The sequence below is a fragment of the Pelagibacterium limicola genome, from assembly GCF_015694405.1.
Lineage (GTDB): Bacteria > Pseudomonadota > Alphaproteobacteria > Rhizobiales > Devosiaceae > Pelagibacterium > Pelagibacterium limicola.
The window spans coordinates 44,165-69,071 of record NZ_JADQDB010000003.1 but is presented as its reverse complement, the minus strand read 5'-3'; the positions used below and the strand labels follow the sequence as shown (position 1 = coordinate 69,071).

Here is a 24,907-nt window from a genome sequence, read left to right as displayed (position 1 = left end):
ATGGCGGCTCACCTATCGTTCAGCGCCGATGAGTGCAACACTCTTGATTGTGAATGGAGGCGTCAATGAATGCGAACGAGGTGCGGGAGTTCGCTTTGGCCCTGCCTGGGGCGCAGGAAAGCGGGCATATGGGAAAGGCCGATTTCCGAGTGGGAAACAAGGTCTTCGCTACGTTGCCGGATTCCGAGTATGCCGTGGTCAAGCTGACGCCCGAACAGCAGGAGATGCTGTGTGCGACCGAGCCGGAAATGTTTTCGCCGGTTCCAGGTAGCTGGGGAGCGAAGGGCTGGACGCGCATCCAACTACCATCAGTGGATGCAACCACCCTCAAGAGCGCCTTGCGCATGGCCTGGCGAAACGTTGCGCCCAAATCCTTGTTGTCGCAGAGCTAGCCACTGTCTTGCAACGGCAATGGAGGGAGGCTAAAAGGCGCCACCTTCCGATCCATTTATTTTCAGGGACCACAGACAGATGGCCAATCAGCGCACCTTTTCGATCATCAAGCCGGACGCTACCGCGCGCAACCTGACCGGCAAGATCATTGCCAAGTTCGAGGAAGCCGGGCTGCGCGTCGTTGCGTCCAAGCGCATCCGGATGACCCGCGAGCAGGCCGAAGGGTTCTACGCCGTACATAAGGAACGTCCGTTCTTTGGCGAACTCGTAGACTTCATGATCTCCGGCCCGGTGGTCGTGCAGGTCCTCGAAGGCGAGAACGCGATCGCCAAGAACCGCGAAGTGATGGGCGCAACAAATCCCGCCGACGCCGCGCCGGGCACCATCCGCAAGGAATTTGCGCTCTCGGTGGGTGAAAATTCGGTCCACGGTTCGGACGCGCCGGAAACCGCTGCTGAAGAGATCAAGTTCTTTTTCAAGGACGAAGAGATTGTCGGCTAGACCGATACCCAAGGAATAAAAAAGGCCGCCTTGGGCGGCCTTTTTTATTGGCCATTTCAGGCTCAGCACGATTGGTAGGCGGCGGCGCGGTCGAGAACGATTCTGTGTTCGGCAACGAGCCGATCAACGTCGCCGCGATTAAGGCCGATATCGCGCAATTGCCAGTCGGGCATTTCCGTCATCAGGATGATCGCCCGCCTTTGTGCCAAACGCCTTGCGCGCTCAGCCCGCCAAGTGGTGAAAGCGGTCCCAAGGGCGACAAGAAACGCGCCGAAAAGCCGCTCCCGGGGAAGGTCTTCTTCGTCGTGATATGTCGTCATTTGAGTGTCTCCTTCTTGGATGAGACAATCATGACGCATTCAAATTCATTGATCTAACGAATGTTTTTTGTTAGTTTCATCGAGAAATTCGATGAGAGGTTCTGGCCGTGTATTCACTCGATCCTGACTTCCTGAGGACATTCCTGGCCATATCCGAGACGGGAAGTTTCGGCGCCGCCGGAGAAAAGGTGAACAAGACGCAATCCACCGTTTCCGCCCAGATGAAGAGGCTCGAGGAGATCGTGGGTGTGAACCTTTTCGAAAAGGAAGGGCGACGGAATATCCTGACCGTCGAGGGCCACAAGCTGCTCGAATACGCCGCTTCGATGGTGCGGCTGAACGACGAGGCCCTCCATGCGTTCCGGCCGCCTGAGGTGACAGGAAACATTAAGGTCGGCGCAATCGATGAATATGCGCAGGCCTTTTTCCCCGAGGTGCTGGATAGCTTTACCAAGGCCCAGCCCGGCGTTCTGGTCAGTGTCACGACGAGCACGTCCACCATACTCAAAGCAGGGCTTGCGGCAGGCGAGTTCGATGCGGTTTTCGTTTCCTGTCATTCGGGCGATGCCGACATCGAATTGCTGCGCATCGATCAATTGCACTGGATCGGCGGCGAGGGCCACAACTTGCATTACAACGATCCACTGCCGCTCGCAGCGTGGTCCGAAGGGTGCTCATGGCGCGAGATGGCCCAGGCAGCGCTCGCAAAGCACGGGCGCTCGGTGCGCCTGGCGTTTTCCACGTCGAATGCTGCGCTGATGACGACGACGCTTAAACGCGGCCTCGGTGTCACGGTTGCGCCACGCTGGTTTGTGAGCGAGGGACTGCGCGTTATCGAGGAGCTCGATGCCAAATGCCCACTCGGCCGTGCCGAGATCGGTGTGAAGCGCAAGCCCGGGACGAATCCTGCGCGGGAAGCATTTATTGCGCATCTGCAGCAGCACTTGCGGCTATCTGCTCTTGCGGCCTGATTTTCCGTTATCTTTCGCCGGGTAGGCGGCGCTTTCGGCGATGGCGGCAATTTCCCCGGCCAACCGTGCTTCACTGGCGGCGACATCGCTAAACCAGTCGGTGTAGCGCTCAAGGAGCGGGACGAAGGTTGCGATGTCCTGGCGCGACCAGCCGGCGAAATAATCCGCCATCATCAACCATTTATAGGACCGTACGGCATCGATCATGGCCAATCCCTTTTCGGTCAGCTCGACGACCGTGCGCCGTGCATCGGCTTGCGATACTGCACGCCGGGCAAATCCGGCGCCGACCATATCGGCTACGATGCGGCTGGCCCGCGAAGGATCGATGGCAAGGCGCTCGGCGACGGTGGCCACCATTGTCTCGCTGTCGGCATCCGTCCCATAAAGCGGCGCCGCGATGGCGAACAACACGTCGAGCTGGCTCTGCTCAAGTGGAAGGTCGAGCTTTTCGATCGCCCGGCGGCCAAGCTCGCGCTTGGCCATCTTGCGCCGCAAGTGCTGCATAACGGCATCTAGCCGCATCACAGCGTCGACGATCTGTGGATCGGCGCCGACGCGGCCGAGCAGGGCCTCTATGTGGTCCTTCTTGTCGATCATTCGCACCCTCGAATTACATGCTATTGACATGTAAATGCCAGAGGCAGATATATCAAGCTCATCTGCTGCGGAGCATTTTCTTGTCCACCGGTCCCATTCCCGAACAGGCACCCGTCAACGTCAAGCTGGTGATGGGCGCTGTGCTGGCAACCTTTTTGCTCGCCTCCCTAGGACAGACGATCATCACAACGGCACTACCCATTATCGTGGCTGATCTCGGCGGGATCGAACATATCTCATGGGCCCTGACAGCTTATCTGATGGCCGCGACAGTCGCCTCGCCCATGTTTGGCAAGCTCGGCGACATGTACGGCCGCAAGCTCGTGCTCCAGATCTGCATCGGCATCTTCCTCGCCGGTTCGGCGCTGGCCGCGATGTCACCCAATCTTCCCGTCCTGGTGCTATTCCGGTTCGTCCAGGGGCTCGGCGGCGGGGGATTGATCGTCACCGCCATGGCTGCCATCGGCGATGTGCTGCCACCACGCGAGCGTGGCAAGGCGCAAGGTGTGGTCGGCGCAGCATTCGGCATATCGACGGTCATCGGCCCGTTGATGGGCGGCGTAATCGTCGAGATGCTCAACTGGCGATGGCTGTTTCTGGTCAATGTTCCCATCGGTATTCTAGCTTTCGCGATCATCGCTATCGCCTTCGAAAGCCGTACCAAAGGGCCCAAGCGCAAGATTGACTACGCCGGCGCCGGGCTATTGGCGACAACCCTTGCGGCGCTGGTCATCTATGCCAGTATCGGCGGTACGATCCTGCCTTGGCTGGCTCCGCAAGCACTCATCCTGCCGGTCATCGGGGGCTTTGCGCTCGCCGCCTTCATCGTCATCGAACGAAGGGCCGCAGAGCCAATCCTGCCGCTGTTCCTCTTCCGGAACAACGCCTTTCTCGTGAGCAATGCGGTGGGTTTTGTGGTGGGGACAGTGATGTTTGGTACCATCACATACATGCCCTCGTACCTGCTGATCGTCCAGGGTTTCTCGCCAACCGCGGCGGGACTGGCCATGCTGCCGATGATGATCGGGCTGATCGGCGCTTCGATGCTTGCGGGCACCTATATGTCGCGCACCGGACGCTACAAGGTCCTGCCGATCCTTTCGACTGCGGTACTCGCGGTTGGCGCGTTTCTCCTCGGCACGCTCGATGTGGATACGCCTGTCCCGCTGGTCCTCGCCTATACATTCATCGTCGGGATTGGAATCGGGCCGGTGATGAGCGTCGGTGTCGCTGCAATCCAGAACGCAGTGCCGCGAGAGGTGCTGGGGGTAGGAACAGCGAGCGCGCAGATGTTCCGTCAGATCGGGGGTTCGCTCGGCGTTTCGGTTCTGGGTGCGTTGTTTGCCAACCGCCTCGCTTTCGAGACGGCTGCTATTGGACATGCCGAGGGGACCGCTGCCTTTGCCGCACAAGCGCTGGCGGGCCTGCCGCAAGTCGAGCGTTTGGCGATGCTCGAAGCCTATGTGGCGGCCCTGCATCCCGTCTTCTGGGCTGGCGCGGCGTGCGCACTCGTCGCCTCGTTTTTGGGTTGGCTGCTGATAGAGGTTCCGCTTTCGGACGACGCCGTGCCGGAGAGGGAGCCGAGCGCCGCCGAATAGATTCCGGCTTTCGTTCGACTTTCCCGCTGACAGCGCCGGGGCCTCGCCATACAATGGCCGGCAACTCATCAGATTCCTCTCGTCATGAACAAGCCAGTCTCCCCCCGCATCGCGCGTTCCGTCTGCCCGCATGACTGCCCCTCGACCTGCGCGCTGGACGTCGAAATCATCGATGAAAGAACCATTGGCCGCGTGCGCGGGGCCAAGGATGACCCGTATACGGCCGGGGTGATCTGCGAAAAGGTGGCGCGCTATGCCGAGCGGGTGCACCATCCCGAGAGGCTGTTGCACCCGATGCGGCGGACAGGCCCCAAGGGTTCGGGGCAGTTCGAACGCATAAGCTGGGACGAGGCGCTCGACGAGATCGGGCACAGATTCCTCGAAATTGAAGGGGAATTCGGAGCCGAGGCGATCTGGCCTTACTACTATGCAGGCACGATGGGCCACGTGCAGCGCGACGGTATCAACAGGTTACGCCACGCAAAGGGCTATTCGGGTCAGTACGATACGATCTGCGTGATGATCTCCTGGACCGGCTATGTCGCGGGGACAGGGCGGCTGTCGGGGGTAAACCCGGAGCAAATGGCCGAAAGCGATTGTGTGGTCATTTGGGGCACCAACGCGGTCAACACCCAGATCAATGTCATGACCCACGCCACCCGCGCCCGGCGCGAGCGCGGCGCGAAGATCGTCGTCGTCGACGTCTATCGGACCACCACGATGGAGCAGGCCGACATGGCGCTTCTCATCCGCCCCGGCACGGACGGCGCGCTGGCGCTGGCGGTGATGCACGTGCTGTTGCGCGAAGGGTTGGCGGCTCGCGATTATCTGGCAAGCCATACCGATTTCGATGAGGACGTCGAGGCGCATCTGGCTGACAAGACGCCGGAGTGGGCGGCAGAGATTACGGGCTTAAGCGCCGCCGAGATCGAGGATTTTGCGCGACTGATCGGCAAGACACCGAGAACGTTCTTTCGGCTTGGCTACGGTTTTTCGCGCCAGCGCAACGGTGCGACGAACATGCACGCAGTGCTGTCGATCCCGGCGATGACCGGTGCCTGGCGATACCGGGGTGGCGGCGCGCTGCATTCCAATTCCGGAACCTGGGGGCTAGACAAATCCGCCATCACCGGCGCCGCGCTGGCCAGCAGCGGCGTGCGAACGCTCGACATGAGCCGGATCGGCGCGATCCTCAACGGCGATCCCGACGCGCTCGATAATGGCGTGCCGGTCAAGGCGCTGCTGATCCAGAATACGAACCCGATGGTGGTAGCTCCCGATCATAGCCTGACGCGAAAGGGTTTCGAGCGCGAGGACCTCTTCACTGTCGTCCACGAGCAGTTCATGACCGAAACTGCGCTGATGGCCGATATCGTACTGCCCGCGACGATGTTTCTGGAACATAACGACTATTATACCCGCGGGGGGCATACGCGCGTGCTGTATGGACCCAAACTGGTCGAGGCGCCGGGGGAGGCGCGGCCCAACCATTTCGTCATCAACGAAATCGCCAGGCGGGTCGGGGCTAAAGCGGCTGTGGACGAGCGGTCGGACCGCGAGATGGTCGCGGCGGTTTTTGCCGTTTCCGGCTACGGGGATCTGGATGATATCGAAAAGACCGGTTTCGTAGACCGCGCGCTGCCGGACCGCGAGGCGCGCTTTGCGGAAGGCTTCGGTTGGCCCGATGGAAGATACCGGTTCAAGCCTGATTGGGAGGGGACGCGGATAAAGCGCGGCGCGCTTTGGGTCTGCGCACCGGATGGCATGCCGAAATTGCCTGAGTACATGGACTGGAACGAGCCGGTGACGGAGAAGACCCCGTTCCGGCTGACCACATCGCCCGCGCGGACGTTCCTCAATTCCAGCTTTGCTGAAACGCCGGGCAGCCGGAAACGCGAAGGCGACCCTGCCTTGCTCATGCATCCTGCAGATGCAGAACGACTTGGCCTCGTTGACGGATCGCCAGTGACGGTGGGCAACCATCGCGGATCGGTGGAATTGTCACTCAAGCTGTTCCAGGGACTCCGCGAGGGCGTGGTGGTCGCGGAGGGGCTTCACCCAAACAAAGCACACCGCAAGGGTAGGGGGATCAATACCCTCATTGGTTCAGATCCCGTGAAGCCCTTCGGTGGAGCGGCGTTCCACGATGCCACTGTCTGGGTGAGGGCGTCGGAATCGTGAGTGGTGCGACTGACATGACCGCCGCCGCTGCGCCGGTGCGCGAGCGGTTTGCCGCCCTCGATATGGCGCGCGGCGTCGCAATCCTTGCGATGATCCTTTATCACTTCGCGTGGGACCTCGGTTTCGTTGGGCTTATCCCGCTCGACGTGACCGTCGAGCCCGGTTGGGTCGTCTTTCAGCGTGCCATCGTATCGAGTTTCCTGTTCCTGACGGGCGTTTCGCTGGTGCTGGCGCATGGGGACGGCATTCGCTGGCCCGCCTTCTGGCGACGCTTTGCGATCGTCGGCGGGGCTGCACTTCTGGTGACGTTGGGTACCTGGCTCTTTGCGCCAGAGACCTTCGTTTATTTCGGCATTCTTCACGCGATCGCGCTGTTCGGGCTGATGGGCCTACTGTTTTTGCGGCTGCCGCTCGCCGTGGTCGGCCTTATCGCCATTTTCGTGCTGACGCTGCCGCTCTTCCTGCAAAGCCCCGCATTCTCCGAGCGGCCGCTTTCATGGATCGGATTATGGACGGTGCCGCCCCCAACCGAAGACCTCGTGCCGCTTTTTCCGTGGCTTGGCGTGGTGCTGATCGGCATCACGGCCATGCGCTGGGCGCGCCAGAGCGGATTTATTGCAAGGCTTTATGGCATAAGGGCTGGAAACGGCGCGGCCAGGGCGTTGGCCCTTGCGGGGCGTTGGAGCCTCGTCATCTATCTCGTCCATCAGCCGTTGATGCTCGGGGCGCTGCTCGCGGTGACGCAAGGCGGCATCCGGCAAGAGGCGTCGCGGGCCGAGAATTTCACACTCAGCTGCCAAGCGAGTTGCACGGAGACCGGCGGACAGGAAGCGTTTTGTACCAGTTACTGCGCTTGCGCGCTTGAAGAGGTCGCCACCCGCGATCTGTGGGATCTGCTCGAAGAGCCTGTGCGCTCCGAAGATAACGAGGCGCTATTGCAGGAACTCGTCGACCAGTGTGCGGTACGGATACTCGATGAGAGCCTGCTGGCACCGCAATGATCAGAAATAGGTGATCCAGAAGAAATACGCGGTGAGTCCCACGCCATAAACAATCACGAAACCGCGGATGACGCGTGCGGGAACGAGCGGAGCGAAATACGCGGCAACGAACCCGCCGACAACGGCGCCCGCCAAGGCTGCAGAGCCTTCAAACCACGCGATCGAGCCAGTCGCGGCAAAGCGCACCACCGCAACGACGGCCACGACGGAGGAAACCAGCAGCTTGAGCCCGTTCATCGCGTGAACGTCCTCGAAGCCTGCGAGCGCGAGCCAGGCGAGGAGGATTATGCCGAGGCCGGCGTTAAAGAACCCGCCATAGACGCAGATCGCGAGCAGCAACAATGATAGGCCGATTGCCCCCGCAGCTTTCGCGCCTCTGCCGCCCTGCGAGCGCGAGGCAAGAAAGCGGTTGATCCTTGCCCCGAAGACATAGGTGATGACCGCAAACAGCATCAGCCAGGGGATGATGACAGCGAACTGCTCGTCCGATACCCGCATGAGCAGTTCCGCACCCAGATAACCGCCGACAAGTCCGAGGAGCGCATAGATGAAAATCTTGTCCCTGTGCGCCGCGATGTGTCGCCAATAACCGATCGCGCCGCTGACATAGCCGGGCATGCAAGCATACGTGTTGGAGGCGTTGGCCAATACGGGGGGAACGCCTGCAAAGAGCAGTGCAGGAAACATGATGAACGAGCCGCCACCGGCCAGAGAATTGAGCATGCCACCAAGGAAACCGGCGGCAAAAAGCAGAAAGATAGTCAACACGGTTTTTCCATCCGAGCGCTGCGGCGCGCAGACCTTGAACATCTTCTTGCGCAATTGCAAAGGCTAAAGCTGGGGATTTCCATATCGCGAGATGTGCGTATTCCACGTATCTGCCACGCACTTGACGAACAGAGACCGCGCGCCTATCTCACGCTGTGGTTTGAAGCGCCCGCCGTCCGCATGGAGTACCGCTCCAGAGGTAAAGGCTTCCACGCCACCAAGCGTGCATGAAAGCAATCATCGTCCCTCACTTCCGGCGGTGCTTGGCAATGCGGACCCCAAGTCGACAATGCCGCCAAGGAGATGACGATGCGCAAGGCTGCATCCTTTTTGACGACGTCTGACCTCAAGGCGGAGGCGCGCAACTGGCGTGCCGAGCAAGGTCAGGCAGGCAATTCAATTACCCATTCCCATGCGCTCGAGATGGTCGCGCGCTTTCACGGCTTTCGGGACTGGAACACCGCAAGCGCAGTGCTGCCGGCAACGCGGGCACCGGCTTTCGCCGTCGGCCAGGCCGTCAAGGGCAAGTACCTGAAACAGCCCTTCACCGGCTCGATTACCGGGATGAGCATTCTTGGAGGCGGTGACCTGTTTCAGGTTACCGTGGAGTTCGATGAGCCGGTGGACGTCGTGACGTTCGATAGCTTTTCGGCATTCCGGCACCGGGTAGTCGCGACAGTAAATCGCGAGGGCGTTTCGCCTGCCAAGACAGGGGATGGAATTCCCCAGATGGTCATGGACGGAGTCACCTGAAGCGGACATAGGTTTGGGGAGGGTTGCCTTTATCGTAAAATTACGATGAAGTGCGTTTCCCTCCCCAATCCTCCGAGGACCCCATGTTGAAACAGACCCTTCCAATCGATCTCTATTATTTCCCGACCCCCAACGGGCACAAAATTTCGATTATGCTCGAGGAACTGGGCGTACCTTACAAGGTCCACCCCATCCACATCGGCAAGGGCGATCAGTTCAAGACCGAGTACCTGGCGATTTCACCCAACAACAAGATTCCCGCGATCGTAGATCCGGAAGGGCCTGACGGAAAGCCGATCTCGGTGTTCGAGTCCGGAGCCATCCTCAAATACCTCGCCGAGAAGTTCGGCAAGTTCTATCCCTCCGACTGGCGTGCGCGGGTCAGGGTGGACGAATGGCTGTTCTGGCAGATGGGCGGATTTGGTCCCATGCTGGGTCAAAATCATCACTTCGCGATCTATGCGCCCGAAAAGATTCCCTATGCCATCGATCGCTATCGCAACGAAACCCATCGGCTCTACGGCGTGCTCAATAAGCAGCTCGAGAGGCAGGAGTATATTGCGGGCGACTATTCCATTGCCGATATCGCCACACTGAGCTGGTCGCTGGGCTGGGAGCGGCAGGGAATTGATCTCAAGGAATTTCCCCATATCGCGGACTGGCAGGAACGGCTGAAGGCCCGCCCCGCCGTGACCAGAGGGCTGGCGGTCGAACTGCCCGAAGAACCCAAGGTGGATCTGGCGACCGACAAGGAGGCGCAGAGCGTTCTCTTCAGTCAGAAGGCGCGGTAGCTCTCGTCGACACTGCGAATTAACCTGGGATTCACCTAGGACAGCTTTCCGGAAATCGGGAAACGATTGTCCCCTCCCATCATTGGGTCAGTGCGGGCGTGCGATACGTCCGCTCTCCTGAGCGACCGCCCCTTCGGGGGCGGGCGCGACGGATCAGGAGTTCGACCCGAAGGGTCAACAATCCGAACATAATGATGAAAGGAGAGGCAATCATGCTTCGAACGCTTCTTGCGACCACCGCTCTTGTGACTTTTGCCGCGGCACCTGCCTTGGCTCAGGCCCAGATGGAAACCGCGCCGGACGCGGGCGCCGGACTTAATGGCGACCCGTTTGGCCAGGCGGCTGAACAGGTCTTTGTGTCGCCGGGCGACACCGTAATGGTCGTGGCGCCAACCGGCCACGAGAGCGTCACCCTCAATTTCGTTTACAGTGATCCGGCTACTCTTACTGAAGGCCTCGCCGGACAGAATCAGGCCGGCTTTGCCGGTACTGCTCAACCCCAGCCTGGTCAGGCTGGACAGGACGGCCTAACTGGCCAGGACGGCTTTGAAGGGCCGGGCCAGGCAGGAGCTGCCGTCGGGATGGATCAGCACGTCGTCTCGGACGGCGGCACGATCGTGATTGACGGACCGGCTGGCGCAGGTGCAATCGACATCGATCTGCGCATCGTGGCTCAGGCGGACGGCATGGCCGGCAACGCCGGTATCCAGCAGGATGGCCAGTTGGGGCAGCAGCCCGCTCAAGGCATCCAGCCGCAGGGTGAAACCCTGCAGGACGGCACGATGCAGGCGCAGGATCCAATCGCACAGGATCCTCTCGCCCAGGATCCCCTGGCAACCCAGCCGGCGCAGCCCGGCACGGCTGACGGGATGGCCGGCCAGTTCAGCGCCGATCAATTGATCGGAGCGACGGTCTTTGGCGCGGACGGCGACAATATCGGCAATGTGGACGATGTTCAGTTGACTGCCGAAGGCGAAGTCGGTGCGATTATCGTGGATGTCGGCGGGTTTCTCGGATTCGGCGCACACCGTGTAGCGCTCCCGCTGCAGGATGTTGAAGTCAGCCAGGACCAGAACCAGATTCAGGTCTTTTCGCCCTATACCCAGCAGCAGCTGGAAGACCAGCCTGAATTCCAGGATGACGGCGGTTTCTGGGACTGGAACTAATTCCGCTCTCCGATGACATCCTTTGGCCCACGCCTCACGGCGTGGGCCTTCTTTTTGGGGGGTGTAGCCTTGCGACTTGGCAGTTCAGTCCGATCAGGTGAGGGGAAAATTGTTTGGATCATGGTGCCATGCATTACCAGGGTCGACCAACCGAGCCTTTCGATTCCCCGACACAGCGACAAAAGCACCTGAAAGCGCCCACCCAACACATCCAGCCCAAACGCCATTTAGGGGGAACGGAGAAAGGAGTGTCTTTGACGCAAACTGGCCGCTAGGCTTGCAGCCTTACCGATATTCCACGGTTCAGCGAATTCATGGCCATGGAAATCTCGCTCGTCCGCCGAATGAGGTCGGCACTGTCCACTCCCTCCGCCAAATGAACCCAAGCGCGAAGTACCGCATCTGTTGCGATAATCGGGTCGCCTTGCAACGTGACCTCGACCGAGATGCTGATATCCTGGATTGTCAAACCCTTTTCAGCAGCAACATAGCGCAGGTCGTTGGCGAAGCATCCGCCGATGGCGAGACCCAGTAACTGGGCTCCATTGAAGCCGAGCCCCAAGCCGCCCGCTTTGCCCACGGCGCGATCGATTACAACGGTATGGCTACCTGCCCATCCCAGGGCGGCTTCTGTGCCTTCCACATTCCTGATCTCGATCGTTTCGGTCGGCATTATGCGCTCCTTTGAACCGGCAACTAGTGCGAAATTCTCATCAAGGCCAGAAGAACGGCAAGTTCTTTTACTGGACTGTTCGGCTGTCGCAGGCGTTTTACCAACCGAGACGGCGGGCAATGCGGGCGGCGCTGGCGCGGACGAGCTGGGGAAGATCGGGCTCGGTCTGTGCAACCTTGTTGTCCGGAACCACAATGGAAATTGTAGCGCGGCAATGGCCTGCCGGATCGACGATGGGTGCGGCAATGCACGCAATGGCGTAGGCGGATTCGCCAGCCTGGATGGAGAGACCGGATTCGAAAGCTTGTCTTGAGGACGAGACCAGCACGTCGATGTCAGTTTCCGCGCGTCCGGTGGGCGAGGGACGGGTTGCTCGCGTGAATATCTCGCGCCGCTCGGCTTCGGGCAAATGACCGATCAGCAGGCGGCCCGAGGCAGACCAGTTGAGCGGGGTGCGGCTGCCCACTTGCGAGGCCACCTGAAAATGGTCAGGGCCGTCGACCATGCCGAGCACGACCATGTGGTCGCCGTCACGGCCGCAGATCTGGACGGTTTCTCCCGACGCGAGGGCGAGATCGCTCATCTCGTGATTGGCAGCGCTCAACAGATCGACATGGCGGGCATAGGTTAGGCCATAGTGATAAAGCCTGTGCCCGAACCACAGGCGACCATCCTCTCGCCGGTCGATCATCTCCTTTTCCACAAGATCCTCGACCAGAGTATAGATCGTCGAGAGCGGCGCGCCGACGGCGCGGGCAATCTCGTATGCGGTGGCGGGCGCATCGTTGTTCTGAAGGAAATCGAGCACTTGCAGGATGCGGTCGAGCGCACTGGTGCGCGTGCGCTTCGCCTTGCCTGGAACGTCTTCGTTGGTTTCGATAATGCTCATGCGGCTCAGTTTTTCATTCCGGTCGGCGCCAGATTGCACCATTCGCGCCAACCTGCAAATGCCCTGGCCTTCAATCGGGCCAGTTGAGGATTGCCTGCTCCTGTGCCAGCAAGCGTCCGGCGAAATCGGAAACGATCGGCTCGTTTGATCTGCGGGCGGCGTCGAGTTCCTCGACGAGGCGCTCGGCGACGATGAACTCCTCATCGGGATGGAGGTTGCAGGGGTCGAGATAGAAATAGCCATGCTCGGCTTCGTGGTCGCGGACGATCACCGGGCGTTCGCCTTTGCCGAGCCGGTCGGCGAGGTCCCAGGCGGAAATGTTGGCGCGCTCTGGGTCGACCCAGATTTGCAGGCGATCGAGAGGGTTGTCAGTCGGATCCGGGACGATGACGGGGGCGATGCCCTCTCGGCCTTCGAGCGTTGCTTTCCAAAGATCGAGGGCTTTCTGTTCGCGGGCGCGGATAGCAGAGTGGTCCCGGGTTTCCCAGGCTTCCAGCGCCGCGATGACTCCCGCCATGCCTTCCTTGCCGATCTTCATACCACGGCCAACACCGCGGTTCTGGAGGTAGCAGGCGACGACAAGGTCCTTTTTACCGGCGATGATGCCGGAGGTCGGGCCGCCGAGAAATTTATGGCCCGAATAAAGAACGAGATCGGCACCAGCTTCAAGGAAGCGCTTGAGGTCGTATTCGGACGCAGCATCGACGATGACCGGCACGCCCTTCTCATGGGCGATCTTGCAGAAGGTGGTGAGCGGTATCTGGCCATAGTCAACGACATGGTGCGAGACGACGTAAACAGCCGCAGCGGTGTTTTCGGTGATGGCGCCGGCGAGCTGGTAGGCGTGTGCGCTGGTGGCCTGGCCTACGGGCACGAGTTTGGCACCCGAGAGGCGGATGCCCTGATCGACCGGCGCGCCATAGGACACCAGGTGCCCGGTCTGGACGACGATCTCGTTTTTGAGGCCGGTAGAGTCAGGCAGGCGTTCGATGGCGGCCAGGTCCTTGCCGGTCATTGCGGCGGCACAGGCGAGCGTGATGGCTGCGGAGCACGATGCCGTGACGCAGCCTGCCTCCGCACCGGTCAGCCGGGCGATGGTGCGGCTGGCTATCCGCTGGAGATCGGATAGCTCGGTCCACTGCGTCAGGATCGCAGCGATGGTTTCGACAGCGTGCGGCACGACGATGGAAGCGCCGAGCGAGGTCATGGTTCCCGAGCAGTTTATGACGGGGCGGAGGCCGAGTTTGGCGCGGATATCGGGTTCGGACATGGGGTGTACTCAGTTCTCGATGGCAACGATGGCTTCGATTTCCACCGTGATTGCGTTGGGCAGGGAGGAAAAGCCGACCGCCGAGCGGGCGTGTATGCCCTTTTCGGCAAAGACGGCGTTGAACAGGTCCGAGCAGCCGTTGATGACCTGGGGATGCTCGGTGAAATCGGGGGTTGCGTTGACCATTCCGAGGAGCTTGACGATGCGGCGGACCCGCGCCAGGTCCCCCAGCGCTTCCTCCATGACCGCCAGGAGGTTAAGACCGGTCAGCCGGGCGTGCTCATAGGCCTCGGAGGTCGAGACATCTTCTCCCACCTTGCCGGTATGCTTGCGACCGTCGGGATGGGTGGGGCCTTGACCAGAGAGATAGAGCATATCGCCTTCGATGACGTAGTTGACAAAATTGGCGATGGGAGGGGCAGCGGAAGGCAGCGTCAGCCCAAGCTCGGCGAGCCTGTCGTAGGGGGTTTGCGCGGCGCGCTTTGGTGCCTCGGACACGGTCATGAATACTCCAGACTTCAAGAAATTTCTGCCAGCTCGCGATGGCGGATACAGGCTACATGATGGTCGCCGCCGATATGGTCGGCGGTCGGAACGGTTTGCGCACAGGCGTCGATAGCGTGCGCGCAGCGGGTACGAAACACGCAGCCCGAGGGAGGATTGATGGGACTTGGGATGTCCCCGGCGAGCGGCACGTGGAGCCGCCGGCGCTCCGGATCGGGGATCGGTGCGGTGGCGAGCAGGGCCTTGGTGTAGGGGTGACGGGGGGAGGTATAGACAAGGCGGGAAGGACCACGTTCCATGACGCGCCCCAGGTACATCACCACGACCTCGTCGCAGAGATATTCGACGACGGAAAGGTCGTGGGCGATGAACAGGAGCGTGAGGCCGAGTCGCTTTTGCAGATCGCTCAGAAGGTTGAGCACCTGTGCCTGCACCGAAACGTCGAGTGCGGAAACCGGCTCGTCGGCGACGACGAAATCGGGTTCGACCGCCAGCGCACGAGCGATGCCGATACGCTGGCGCTGACCACCGGAAAATTCGTGCGGGAAGCGGCGGGCATGGTCGGGCTGGAGGCCAACCAGGCTCAGCAGTTCGTTGACCCGATCCTTCCGCTTGGAGCCCCGCGGATAACCGCACGCATCGAGAGCCTCGCCGAGTATCGCCTCGATCCGCATGCGCGGGTTGAGCGAGGAGAAGGGGTCCTGAAAGATGATCTGCATGCGCCGGCGATAGGCTCGCATTTCTTTATCCGGCAGGGCAAAGATATCGGTGCCGTCGAATATCGCCCGTCCACCCGTGGGTTCGATCAATCGCAGCAGCGTACGCCCGGCGGTCGTCTTGCCGGAACCGGATTCGCCCACCAGCCCGACGGTCGTACCGCGCTTGACGCTGAAGTTCACATCCTCGACGGCGTGCACGGTCTTCCCGCCGCGCGCAGGAAAGCGCTTGATCAGACCTTCCACTTGGAGAAGTGGAGGGGTGGTGCCGGGGATGGAGCTCACAATTCAGCACTCCTCAAGCAGCGTGAGAGGTGATGGTCGCCGACCGCTTCAAGCTGGGGTGGGATCGAAGAGCAGGCATCGATCGCATAGCGGCAGCGCGGTGCGAACGCGCAACCGGGCGGCAGGGCGGTGATGGGCGGGACCGATCCGGGAATGGAATAGAGCGCCTTGCGTTCGCCACTGGCGCTCAGATCCCGGGCGGCATTGGGTGTGCAAGCGAGGAGGCCCTGCGTATAGGGGTGCTTCTGCTTGCGGAACAACGGAACGACGGGCGCGTGCTCGACGACCCGACCCGAATACATCACCACCACGTCCTGGGCGATCTCGGCGACGACGCCCAGATTGTGGGTAATGAACAGGATCGACATGCCGAACTGGTCCTGAAGCCTGCGCAAGAGATCGAGGATTTGGGACTGGATGGTGACGTCGAGCGCTGTCGTCGGTTCGTCCGCGATCAGAAGCGAAGGGTTGCAGGCGAGTGCCATGGCAATCATCACGCGCTGGCGCATGCCTCCCGACATCTGGTGGGGATAGTCGTCCAGGCGGTTGGCGGCATCGGGGATTTCGACATGTCGGAGCATTTCAAGCGCGCGCCTGCGCGCTTCTGCGTGGCTCATCCGCTCGTGAAGCGCGATCATCTCGCCGATCTGGTCACCCACCGTATAGAGCGGGTTGAGGCTGGTCATCGGCTCCTGGAAGATCATGGCGATTTCCTTGCCGCGCAGCCTGCGGAATTCGCGGGCGGATGCCCGGGCAAGATCGTGGACCACGCCTTTGGAATCGCGAAAAAGCACCTCGCCGCTTTCGATACCGCCCGGCGGGGACAAAAGTCCCATGATCGAAAGGGACGTGACCGACTTGCCGGAGCCGGACTCCCCGACCACCGCAAGGGTTTGTCCGCGTTTCAAATCGAATGTCACCCCGTCGACGGCCTTGGCAATGACCCGCCTGGACTTGAACCAGGTGCGCAGGTCGCGCACGGACAGGATCGTGTCGGGGGCGAGGTCACTCATAGTGCCCATCCGCAATGCGGGCAGTTGTTGAGCGCGGTGCCCGGCGCGGGCTGGTAGCGATGCGCCTTGATCGCGCGGGCGCCGAGGACGGCGTGGTGCGGCTCGAAAATCTCGTGCAATCTCGATTTGATGCCTTTGGAATCCTTGACTTCGAGCTCGCTCTTTTCGAGGCCGAAGATCGTGAATTCGGCGGGCTTGCCGGGGGCCAGGAGATCGGCGTGGTCCAGCCTTATCGCCTTGCGCGGGGCGATGGTTGCGGCGTGAACCACATCGTCGAACGTCATGCCGAGCGAGAGGAGCTTGGACATGGTGGTCCCCATGTCCCAGACCGCCCCGTCCATCGAGCGGTTGTGGAGGTCTGTCGAGATGGTCTGCGGTTTGAGACCCTTGTCGAGCGCGGCCTTGGCCACCTCGAAGGAAAAGGAGGCGCCGCCATGGCCGACATCGAGAACGATGCCGCGCGCGGCAGCGTCCTCCGCAAGGGCATAAAGGTCCTCGTCCTCCAGAATCGAGCCACCGACCTTGCCGTTGAAGCAGTGGGTGACGATGTCACCTTCGGTCAGAAGCGCGAGGATGTCGTCATAGAGCGGGGGCGGTTCCCCCACATGCACCATGATGGGGAGCTTGAGTACGCGGCCAAGCTTTTTCGCGAGTTTTACGGGCACGAGGTCCCACCCGCCTGAGATCACCGCGCTGGCGCGGACCTTGAGGCCGACGATGACGTCGCGATTGGCCTCGACCGTGGCAGCGATGCGGTCGATATCGATCGAGCGCATGTCGGCGAGTTCGGTCACACGGTTGCAGGCGACGAGGCCGATGGAGCCGATGTTGAGGAAGGCATAGACGTTCTCGACGGCCGGTTCGATCATCAGCTCGCGCAAGCCGTGGAAGTTGGCTTCGCCAGCCGACCCGGCATCGACCATTGTGGTGACACCGTGGCGGGCACCGCATTGCTCGGGTTTGAGTGAAATGTCTGTGCCACCGTACCAGATATGGGTGTGGATATCGGTCCAGCCGGGAGAGAGGAAGGAGCCACCGGCATCAAGGATTTCGACATTGTCGGGGGCGCACATGTCGGTGCCCGATTGCGCGATTTTCCCATCCTTGCCCACAAGAATATCGAGGGCAGGAACGTCGACCCCTGCGAAGCCTACGGGTTTGGCATTGCGGATCAGAAGCGGTCTGTCGGCGGAGGGGAAACGGTTACCGATCATTCAGATGTCCTTTGCAAGACGGGGGTCGAGAAGATCGCGCAGCCCGTCGCCGAGAAGCTGGAGTGCCAGCACCGTGATGACGATCGCAAGGCCGGGGTAGAACAACAACCAGCTTGCCGAGTTCATGAACTGGCGGCCAGCCGAAATCATGATGCCCCATGTGGGGATGTCGGGCGATATGCCGACGCCGAGGAAGGATAGTCCCGCTTCGGCAAGGATGGCCTGGGCAAATATGAATGTGCCTTGCACGAGGAGCGGGGAGGTCACGTTGCGCAGGACGTGCCGGACCAGGATAACCGGGGTGGGCACAGCCAGGGCGCGGGCGGCTTCCACATAGGGCAGCTCGCGGATGACGAGGGTGGAGGCGCGGACGACGCGCGCCATGCGGGGGGCATAGACGATGCCGAGGGCAAGGACCACGTTGAAAGCCGACGCGCCGAGCGCGGCAACCAGCGCGATGGCGAGAAGGATGTCGGGGAAGGCCATCATGGCATCGATAAGGCGCGAGACCGGGGCGTCGGCTTTGCGGAAGAAGCCCGCCACGAGACCGAGGACGATACCGATGATGGACGAAACAATCACCACCGAGAAGGCGACGGAGAGCGATGTGCGCCCCGCGTGCAGAACGCGGGTGAGGATGTCGCGTCCCAACTCGTCGGTGCCGAGCCAATACACGGTGTTGGGTGCGGTGAGGCGATTGGCGATGGAGAGCTGGGTCGGGCTGTGGGGCGTCACATACGGCGCCAGTATGGCGGCGAGGGCGATGAGGACAATAGCGACCAGACCCGCCGCCGCTGTGGGCCGCGAGAGCAGCCGGACTAGGAGGCCTGGGTTGTGCCCTTGCGTGGAAGTAGCGATGGCAGCCATCAATACCTCACGCGTGGGTCGACGAGCAGGTAGAGCATGTCGATGAGGAAATTGACGAGGACATAGAGGCCGGCGACGATCAGCAACGCGCCCTGGATGACCGGGTAATCGCGGCGCAGCACCGCCGAGACGATGAGGTTCCCGATGCCGGGCAGGGCAAACACAGTTTCGGTGACAATGGCGCCGGAAATGAGCAGTGCCGCGGTGAGGCCCAGAACGGTGAGGATCGGGATGAGCGCGTTCTTGAGCGCATGACGGATGACCACGCGCCACTCGCTCATGCCTTTCGAACGCGCTGTCCGCACGTAGTCGTCGTTGAGGACGTCAAGCATGGAAGCTCGGGTGAAGCGCATGATGAGAGCCGAAGAGACGATACCAAGCGTCGTGGCGGGCAGGGCGAGGTGAAAGAGCCTTTCGCCTAGCGAGGAGTAAGGGCCGCCGTAACCCGAGGTGGGGAACCAGCCCAAACCCACGGCGAAAGTCTGGATAAAGACGAGGCCAAGCCAGAAGCTCGGGACGGACGCTGCAAACATTGCCAGGGTGGTCGTGGCCTGATCGAACCAGGACCCGCGCCAATAGGCTGAAGCGATTCCGATGGGCAGCGCGACGGTTGTTGCGATGGCGAGCGAGAAGATGGTGAGGAAAAAGGTCGGCTCGGCACGCAGCCAGAGCGCGGTGGTAACGGGCTGTCCGAGGAAAATGGATTGACCGAGGTCGCCGCGCAGGATGCCGCCGACATAGGAGACGAACTGCTGGAGGATCGTGCCGTCGAGACCCAGACGTTGCCGCAAGGCTTCGACGTCGGCTGCTGTTGCATCCGGGCCCAGCATGACAGCGGCGGGGTCGCCGGGCGTGACGCGAACGATGACAAAGACGATGGTAACGACGATGGCCATCACCGTCAGCATGCCGATCAATCTGTTGAGCGCTGCGCGGAGCATTGCGAGGTACCTTGGCGTTAATCCGGACAAGGGCGCCGCTCAGGTCACACGGACCGGGCAATAGCGGCGCCCCCGGGAGGATAGCTTACTCTTGGATGTAGGCGTTCCAGAAATATGGCCACGGGGCAGGGACCACACCCTGAAGCTCGGGCGACTGGGCGGCCAGCGCGTTGAAATTGCCGACCTTGTACGCGGGCACTTCCTCGTAGACGGCTTCCTGAACCGCTGCCCAGAGGGCCACGCGGGCATCCGGGTCGGCCTCGGCGTTAAAGGCCTCGAGCGCCGCGTGCTTGGTGTCCGACACCCACCAGCCGGGGGAAGTATCCGACATGATGCCAATCAGCGAAGGCTCGGGCAGGAAGGGCGAGTGGGTTATATAGATGTCCCATAGGGCCGGATCTGTGCGGCGCTGGGTGAGGGTCGCCCATTCGACCACGTCGAGCTGCACGTCGAAACCGGCAGCCTCAAGATACGCCTCGGCGACCTGCGCCATGGTGTAGTGGAACTCGTACTGACGCGAGGTCAGGACGCGGATCGGCGATCCGTCATACGAAGACCCCTCGCGAAGCTGGACGGCCAGGTCGTTATCGCCCATGGGCTTGTACGGATCGGTGCCGGCTTGGGTGTGCCAGACATAGCCCTCGGGATACATGGCGCCATCGATCGAGAAGAAGTCTTCCGAGCCGAAGGCGGCGAGCATCATGTCGTGCGGCGCCAGCGCGGCCTGGATCGCCTTGCGGACCTGGACGTCGGCATTGACTCCCTCTGCGGTGTTCATGACGAAGACCGGCCAGCCGAACGGAGCCAGCAGCACAGGGTCGGTATTGCCACCCGCGATGCGGTCATAGGCTTCGACAGCAATGGAATCGACATAGTCGAACTGCCCGGCAACTGCGCCTTCGATGCGGGTGTTGGGATCGGGGACCGGCACGAACCGGATTTCGTCGAGATACTGATGGCGAGCGCCACCATAACCATTGGCTTCGCCCTCGCGCGAAGCATAGTCCTCGAAACGGGTTACCTGGATGTACTGATCCGGACGCCGTTCAGCAAGTTGGTAGGGGCCGGTGCCGATGAAGCTCTCCATGACATCGTCGGCGGCGATTTCCGCCGGGATAACGATTGCCGCCGAGTTGTTGAGCGAGAGTAGCGAAAGGAGCGGCGCATAAGGGCCGTTTAGCCTGATCTCGACCGTCAGGTCCCCGACCGCGGAGACAGTTTCGACCACGGTTGCTGCCTGCTTGCCGCGACTGGCAATGCGCAGCCAGCGTTCGAGGGAGGCGACGACGTCCTCGGCGGTCATGCTCGAGCCGTCATGGAAGGTCACGCCTTCGCGCAAGGCGATTGTGTAGACGGTGCCGTCTTCTGAAATCTCCGGCATGTCGGCAGCCAGAAGCGGGGTTACCGCCCAGTTTGCATCGAATGTATAGAGCGTTTCAAAGATGTGTTGGGTGATGATGCCGACGAGATCGGCCGTCGAGGTCATGGGGTCCAGGGTGGGGGGCTCGCCGATCGTGGCGACGTCGATCGCTCCGCCTGCGGTCTGTGCGACGGCAAAATTAGGCAATGCGATACCGGCCAGGGCAGCGAAGGCCGCTGCCTTGAGAATGGATTTCATGATGGTGCTCCCTTTGCTCAATGATATATAATAATGTAATATATACCATTGTTTTGTTATGAGAGCAGAGTTGGTGAGAGGCGTCAAGGGTGAAGAAGCCAGCGCCCGATCGCTTGCAATCTCGATTTAGTCAGGCCTGCGGCTGAACAATTGAGGGAATGAGGCGCAACGAGAACGAAAGTGGTTTCATAGACCGAACCTCTCCACGAACTGAAACGGAGCGAGTTCGCTCCGCTCCCTATACTTATACATTTCGCTCGCCTGTGGTCGGCTCGTAAACCTCGCGACTAGTCAATCCGCTCCCTGGGGGCAACGCTGACACCGTCCCGAACTCTATCTCCGGGATGCAAGATCACATATTCGCCCGGCGACAGCCCCTCGAGAATTACTGCCTGGCGGTTGGTCCTTGCGCCGAGCGCTACCGTCCTGAGTTCAGCCATCCCGCCTTCAGCAACCACGAATACGGCCCATTCGTTTTCATTTCGAAACAGGGCGCTCAAGGGGGCAAGAACGGCATCCTCGGCACGTTCGACAATAATGTCGGCCACAACCCTGTAATTGTGCCCGAGCCGCCCAGCGGAAAGAGCGTGCGATTCGGGTGTGAGGTCGAGGATCGCGCGTACGCGCTGCTCTTCGATGCCAAGAGCGGAAACCCGTGTGAAACCCGCCGGTTCGAGTCGGCGCACCGTTGCGGCCAAATCTTCGCCACCCCAACCTCCGATTGCGGCACGGGCACCGGCGGTGACCCTGACCGCATCGGAGGAGATCAGATCCACGACGATTTCCAGCTCGGCAATATCTCCGATTTCCAGCAGTGGGGCGCCGCCCGCGATCACCTGTTCGCTTTCATGGTGAATGGCGAGAACGCGGCCGCTTACCGGCGCCATCACGTCGACGCAGCATTCGCCATTGACCGGCCCCGTCGGGGTGTCCGGACCAATCAGGCGTGCTCGAGCGGCATCGGCTTCCCGCTGTCGGATCAGCAGGGTCGCTTCGGCGACCGCGAGTTGCCCATCCGCAATTGTCGTTGCGATTCTCAATTGCTCGAACTGGCTTTCCGACAGGGCGTCGCGCTGGCGCAATTGGGCACCACGTGTGTATTCGCTATAGGCAAGGGCCGTTCGGGCTTCGGATTCCTGAACCTGGGCCCGCGCCAGACGTACGGCGGCGTCCGCCGCCGCCACAGCTGCCAAAGCTTCGGCTCTGGTGCGGGCGTCCAGAAACGCGGGTGCGGGAGGCCGGATGCTCGCAACAATCGTTTCGCCTGCGCGCACCTCTTGGCCAAGATGCAACTGGGAGCGCGTGAGCGTGCCGCCGATGGGCGCCGACACTGCATAGATATCGGTCACGCGCGTCCGCCCTTCCTGGCTGATTGTCACCTCCAGCGGTCCTGTTGATATCCGGGCCATGTCGACTGGAACCGGCTGGGGCTGTAGCGCCCAAATCACCGCCACTCCTACAGCGACAAGGAGAGCACCGATCACAAGCGTGGTGCGCCACTTTTTGGCCATGAGACTACTCCCGTGTCTTGAGAACTTCGATGAGATCGAGCCGGCCGACGCGGCGGCGAACGATGAGCGCAGACCCTAAGGCGGCAGCGAGAACGATCAGTGAAGCCATGGCGTAGGTGCTGCGCTCAACGATCAGAGGAATACGGAACAGCTCGGTTTCAAATCCTATCGCCATCGCGGCAGCCAATCCGAACCCGATCAGCCAGCCGACCGGCAGTGCCAGAAGGGTCAAAAGCGCAAGCTCTGCCAGAAGGATCCAGGACACTTCCGCTTTTGTGAAACCAAGAACGCGCAGGCTGGCCAGTTCCCGGCCGCGCTCGGACAGTTGGATGCGGGCACTGTTATAGATGACACCAAAGGCGATGATCGAAGCGAGGATAGCGAACACCCCAGTCATGAGCAGGATGTTCTCGTCCATCGTTTCACGAAGCGCCTCTCTGGCGAGGCTTTGGAGGGACACGCCGACAATCGCCGGTGACTGCTTGATCCGGGCAAACAGTTCGTTCTCCAGGGTGGGGTCGAGCCTGATATTGGCACCCCCGATCAGTGGCCCGTCGCCCATGATGCGATTGAGTTCGCCGAGATCCATGTAAACGGCGGAGCCGACATAAGACCGCACGATCGCGGTAACGGGTATTTCGGCAGTGATGGCCCGACCGTCGAGCGTTTGCATCCGCGCCAGATCGCCGACTTGCAGTTCGAGCGTTCTTGCGAGCCAGTCCGAAAGAACGAGGCCCGTCTCGGGGAGGGGAACCCAACGCCCGTCCTCGTCCACCAGTTGAGAAAGCGTGGCATCTCGATGCCGGCCATCGATCGCGACACGGCGGGTCAGGTGGCCGTTGGCCAGTTCCACTGGAATGGCGCGTACCGGTTCGGCGGCCATGATGCCGGGCAGCCGCTCGATATCGAAAAGGGCGCCTTCCGGGCGTGGGAGATTGAGTACAATGGATGCGTCCTGACGTTCGGCCTTGTAATAGGTCAGGTCGATCATGTGATCGATAGCGTCATAGGCGAACATGGAAGCAACAAGCACCGATACTGCCAACGCCATGCCGAGCATGGTGAAGACCGCCCGTAATGGCCAGCGCACAATGTTGCGGATGATCATGACCGTGGCTTGCGAGAATCTGGACGCCAACCCCGTCGCAAAACCACGCCTGTAGCGCGGCGGTGCAGCCGGTTGCATTGCCACCGAGGGGGAAAGCCGGACAACGCCCCAGACAGCTTTGGCAGCACCCAGGCTTGCCGCTGCCATGGTCGCGGTGGCGGCGAGCAGGTAGACACTCGTATCTACCCGGAAGATGAGGTAGGGGAAATGGAAATACTGGCTATAAAGATTGGCGAGCTCGCGGCCGAGCCAGCTTCCGGCGCCGAAGCCGATTATGACGCCGATTGCTCCAATGGCCAGAACGAACTTCAGATAATGCCAGGCGACTGCCAAAGAGGAGTAGCCCAGCGCTTTCATCAGCCCGATCTGTTCGCGTTCGAGCGCGATGAGGCGCGAGAGGGTCAGGTTGACCAGAAAGGCGGCGATGAACAGGAATATGGGAGGAAGAACGGCGCTCGAACCCTGCAGCTGTTGGAGTTCCGCATCGAGAAAGACATTGCTTTGCTGTCCGTCACGGCCATGGGCACCAAGCCCGCCATAGGATGCAAGGATGTCGTCGATCCGGTCGATCACGTCAGCTTCTAGAGCGCCGGGCAAGAGCCGCGCTGTTACCGACGAAAACGCACCTTCAAGATCGAATGCGGCAGCAAGTGCCCTGCGTGACATCCAGACGATTGCGAACCGCCGATCGTCCGGCATCAGCGCGCCGGGCGCCAGACTGTAGATGAACTCAGGGCTGAGCGCTATGCCCACAATCCTGAGATCTCGCCTTTGACCGTTGAGGATGGCACCGAAGCTGTCACCCAGATCCAGTCCGTGTACCCGGGCAAACCCTTCATTGACAACGACCTGGTCTGGCTGGGTCGGATCCGGCAAGGCGCCGGCGCGCATATAGAGCGTATTAAGCAGCGGCTCGCCGTGGTCAGGCACAGAAACCAGTTGCGCCGAACCGGGCTCGATCATGTCCTCGAGATCGAGTATCGCCCGGTCGACAATCCGGCTCTCTGCCATGGCGACACCGGGAATGCGCTCGATGGCTCCAAGGGCATGTTCAGGGGCCCGGCTGGCCTGGGCGAAAACGTCGGCAAACCGGCTGCGATCGTAATAGGCTTCGCGCGTTTCAAAAAGCGACTGATAGGTCGCAACGCCGAGTACCAGGGTTGCAACACCGGCCGCTACCAACAGCGCGATCGAAAATACCTGTGCTCGAAGCCGCCAGAGTTCCCGAACCAATTTGCGATCGAGCATTCTCATC

Annotated in this window: 24 protein-coding genes; 9 read left to right on the top strand and 15 right to left on the bottom strand. The window is 61.2% G+C overall.

Features of this window, described 5'->3' with window-relative positions:
• Positions 1–65 precede the first annotated feature (65 nt).
• The gene (locus tag I2G20_RS06490; protein WP_196258891.1) at positions 66–392 is read left to right on the top strand and encodes an MmcQ/YjbR family DNA-binding protein; all 327 of its coding nucleotides are present in this window, start codon (positions 66–68) and stop codon (positions 390–392) included.
• A 79-nt stretch (positions 393–471) separates the two neighbouring features.
• On the top strand, positions 472–894 hold the full coding sequence (gene ndk, locus I2G20_RS06485; RefSeq protein WP_196258890.1) for a nucleoside-diphosphate kinase: 423 nt from the start codon (positions 472–474) through the stop codon (positions 892–894).
• A gap of 62 nt (positions 895–956) precedes the next feature.
• Here ndk and I2G20_RS06480 read toward each other — a convergent pair whose 3' ends face one another.
• The gene (locus tag I2G20_RS06480) at positions 957–1,214 is read right to left on the bottom strand and encodes a DUF1127 domain-containing protein (protein ID WP_196258889.1); all 258 of its coding nucleotides are present in this window, start codon (positions 1,212–1,214) and stop codon (positions 957–959) included.
• Positions 1,215–1,321: 107 nt separating this feature from the next.
• Between I2G20_RS06480 and I2G20_RS06475 the strand changes: the two genes are divergently transcribed.
• Complete coding sequence (locus tag I2G20_RS06475) at positions 1,322–2,185, top strand: LysR substrate-binding domain-containing protein (protein ID WP_196258888.1); 864 nt, start codon at positions 1,322–1,324, stop codon at positions 2,183–2,185.
• Here I2G20_RS06475 and I2G20_RS06470 read toward each other — a convergent pair.
• The gene (locus I2G20_RS06470) at positions 2,165–2,785 is read right to left on the bottom strand and encodes a MarR family winged helix-turn-helix transcriptional regulator (protein WP_196258887.1); all 621 of its coding nucleotides are present in this window, start codon (positions 2,783–2,785) and stop codon (positions 2,165–2,167) included. The two genes, I2G20_RS06475 and I2G20_RS06470, sit on opposite strands and share 21 nt — an antisense overlap.
• A gap of 80 nt (positions 2,786–2,865) precedes the next feature.
• On the opposite strand from I2G20_RS06470, the gene I2G20_RS06465 reads away from it, so the two are divergent.
• The 3 genes from I2G20_RS06465 to I2G20_RS06455 all read left to right on the top strand — a co-directional run bounded on the left by I2G20_RS06465 (position 2,866) and on the right by I2G20_RS06455 (position 7,565).
• Positions 2,866–4,383 carry an MDR family MFS transporter gene (locus I2G20_RS06465; RefSeq protein ID WP_246472916.1) on the top strand — a complete coding sequence of 506 codons (1,518 nt, stop codon included), beginning with the start codon at positions 2,866–2,868 and terminating at the stop codon, positions 4,381–4,383.
• A gap of 84 nt (positions 4,384–4,467) precedes the next feature.
• Positions 4,468–6,564, top strand: coding sequence for a molybdopterin-containing oxidoreductase family protein (locus I2G20_RS06460; RefSeq protein ID WP_196258885.1), 2,097 nt, complete (start codon positions 4,468–4,470; stop codon positions 6,562–6,564).
• Positions 6,561–7,565 (top strand): heparan-alpha-glucosaminide N-acetyltransferase domain-containing protein, encoded by a 1,005-nt coding sequence (locus I2G20_RS06455; RefSeq protein WP_196258884.1) that lies wholly within the window; start codon positions 6,561–6,563, stop codon positions 7,563–7,565. The genes I2G20_RS06460 and I2G20_RS06455 overlap by 4 nt, the downstream gene beginning before the upstream one ends.
• Here the strand turns inward: I2G20_RS06455 and I2G20_RS06450 are convergent, their stop codons facing one another.
• Entirely contained in the window at positions 7,566–8,330 is a 765-nt protein-coding gene (locus I2G20_RS06450; RefSeq protein WP_196258883.1) for a sulfite exporter TauE/SafE family protein, read from the bottom strand.
• A gap of 312 nt (positions 8,331–8,642) precedes the next feature.
• Between I2G20_RS06450 and I2G20_RS06445 the strand changes: the two genes are divergently transcribed.
• From I2G20_RS06445 to I2G20_RS06435, 3 genes are all read left to right on the top strand, one after another.
• The gene (locus tag I2G20_RS06445) at positions 8,643–9,086 is read left to right on the top strand and encodes a glyoxalase superfamily protein (RefSeq protein WP_196258882.1); all 444 of its coding nucleotides are present in this window, start codon (positions 8,643–8,645) and stop codon (positions 9,084–9,086) included.
• Positions 9,087–9,169: 83 nt separating this feature from the next.
• The gene (locus tag I2G20_RS06440; RefSeq protein WP_196258881.1) at positions 9,170–9,877 is read left to right on the top strand and encodes a glutathione S-transferase N-terminal domain-containing protein; all 708 of its coding nucleotides are present in this window, start codon (positions 9,170–9,172) and stop codon (positions 9,875–9,877) included.
• Between the two features lie 212 nt (positions 9,878–10,089).
• Positions 10,090–11,043, top strand: a complete 954-nt coding sequence (locus tag I2G20_RS06435) for a PRC-barrel domain-containing protein (RefSeq protein WP_196258880.1) — start codon at positions 10,090–10,092, stop codon at positions 11,041–11,043.
• Between the two features lie 271 nt (positions 11,044–11,314).
• Here I2G20_RS06435 and I2G20_RS06430 read toward each other — a convergent pair whose 3' ends face one another.
• The 12 genes from I2G20_RS06430 to I2G20_RS06375 form a co-directional block, all read right to left on the bottom strand.
• Entirely contained in the window at positions 11,315–11,716 is a 402-nt protein-coding gene (locus tag I2G20_RS06430; protein ID WP_196258879.1) for an OsmC family protein, read from the bottom strand.
• Between the two features lie 97 nt (positions 11,717–11,813).
• The gene (locus I2G20_RS06425) at positions 11,814–12,605 is read right to left on the bottom strand and encodes an IclR family transcriptional regulator (protein WP_196258878.1); all 792 of its coding nucleotides are present in this window, start codon (positions 12,603–12,605) and stop codon (positions 11,814–11,816) included.
• Positions 12,606–12,675: 70 nt separating this feature from the next.
• Positions 12,676–13,875, bottom strand: coding sequence for an aminotransferase class V-fold PLP-dependent enzyme (locus I2G20_RS06420; protein WP_196258877.1), 1,200 nt, complete (start codon positions 13,873–13,875; stop codon positions 12,676–12,678).
• Positions 13,876–13,884: 9 nt separating this feature from the next.
• Positions 13,885–14,379 carry a RidA family protein gene (locus I2G20_RS06415; protein ID WP_196258876.1) on the bottom strand — a complete coding sequence of 165 codons (495 nt, stop codon included), beginning with the start codon at positions 14,377–14,379 and terminating at the stop codon, positions 13,885–13,887.
• A gap of 14 nt (positions 14,380–14,393) precedes the next feature.
• Positions 14,394–15,380, bottom strand: a complete 987-nt coding sequence (locus I2G20_RS06410; RefSeq protein ID WP_196258875.1) for an oligopeptide/dipeptide ABC transporter ATP-binding protein — start codon at positions 15,378–15,380, stop codon at positions 14,394–14,396.
• A complete protein-coding gene (locus tag I2G20_RS06405; RefSeq protein WP_196258874.1) occupies positions 15,377–16,393 on the bottom strand; it encodes an ABC transporter ATP-binding protein in 1,017 nt (338 codons plus the stop codon). The genes I2G20_RS06410 and I2G20_RS06405 overlap by 4 nt, the downstream gene beginning before the upstream one ends.
• Positions 16,390–17,607, bottom strand: coding sequence for an amidohydrolase/deacetylase family metallohydrolase (locus tag I2G20_RS06400; protein WP_196258873.1), 1,218 nt, complete (start codon positions 17,605–17,607; stop codon positions 16,390–16,392). Before I2G20_RS06400 ends, I2G20_RS06405 begins: the two co-directional genes overlap by 4 nt.
• The gene (locus I2G20_RS06395) at positions 17,608–18,474 is read right to left on the bottom strand and encodes an ABC transporter permease (protein ID WP_196258872.1); all 867 of its coding nucleotides are present in this window, start codon (positions 18,472–18,474) and stop codon (positions 17,608–17,610) included.
• Positions 18,474–19,415: an ABC transporter permease gene (locus tag I2G20_RS06390; RefSeq protein WP_196258871.1), complete on the bottom strand. Its 942-nt coding sequence runs from the start codon at positions 19,413–19,415 to the stop codon at positions 18,474–18,476. Before I2G20_RS06390 ends, I2G20_RS06395 begins: the two co-directional genes overlap by 1 nt.
• 85 nt (positions 19,416–19,500) lie before the next feature.
• Positions 19,501–21,033, bottom strand: coding sequence for an ABC transporter substrate-binding protein (locus I2G20_RS06385; RefSeq protein ID WP_196258870.1), 1,533 nt, complete (start codon positions 21,031–21,033; stop codon positions 19,501–19,503).
• A 287-nt stretch (positions 21,034–21,320) separates the two neighbouring features.
• Positions 21,321–22,544, bottom strand: coding sequence for an efflux RND transporter periplasmic adaptor subunit (locus I2G20_RS06380; protein ID WP_196258869.1), 1,224 nt, complete (start codon positions 22,542–22,544; stop codon positions 21,321–21,323).
• A 4-nt stretch (positions 22,545–22,548) separates the two neighbouring features.
• Complete coding sequence (locus I2G20_RS06375) at positions 22,549–24,906, bottom strand: ABC transporter permease (protein WP_196258868.1); 2,358 nt, start codon at positions 24,904–24,906, stop codon at positions 22,549–22,551.
• Position 24,907 lies beyond the last annotated feature (1 nt).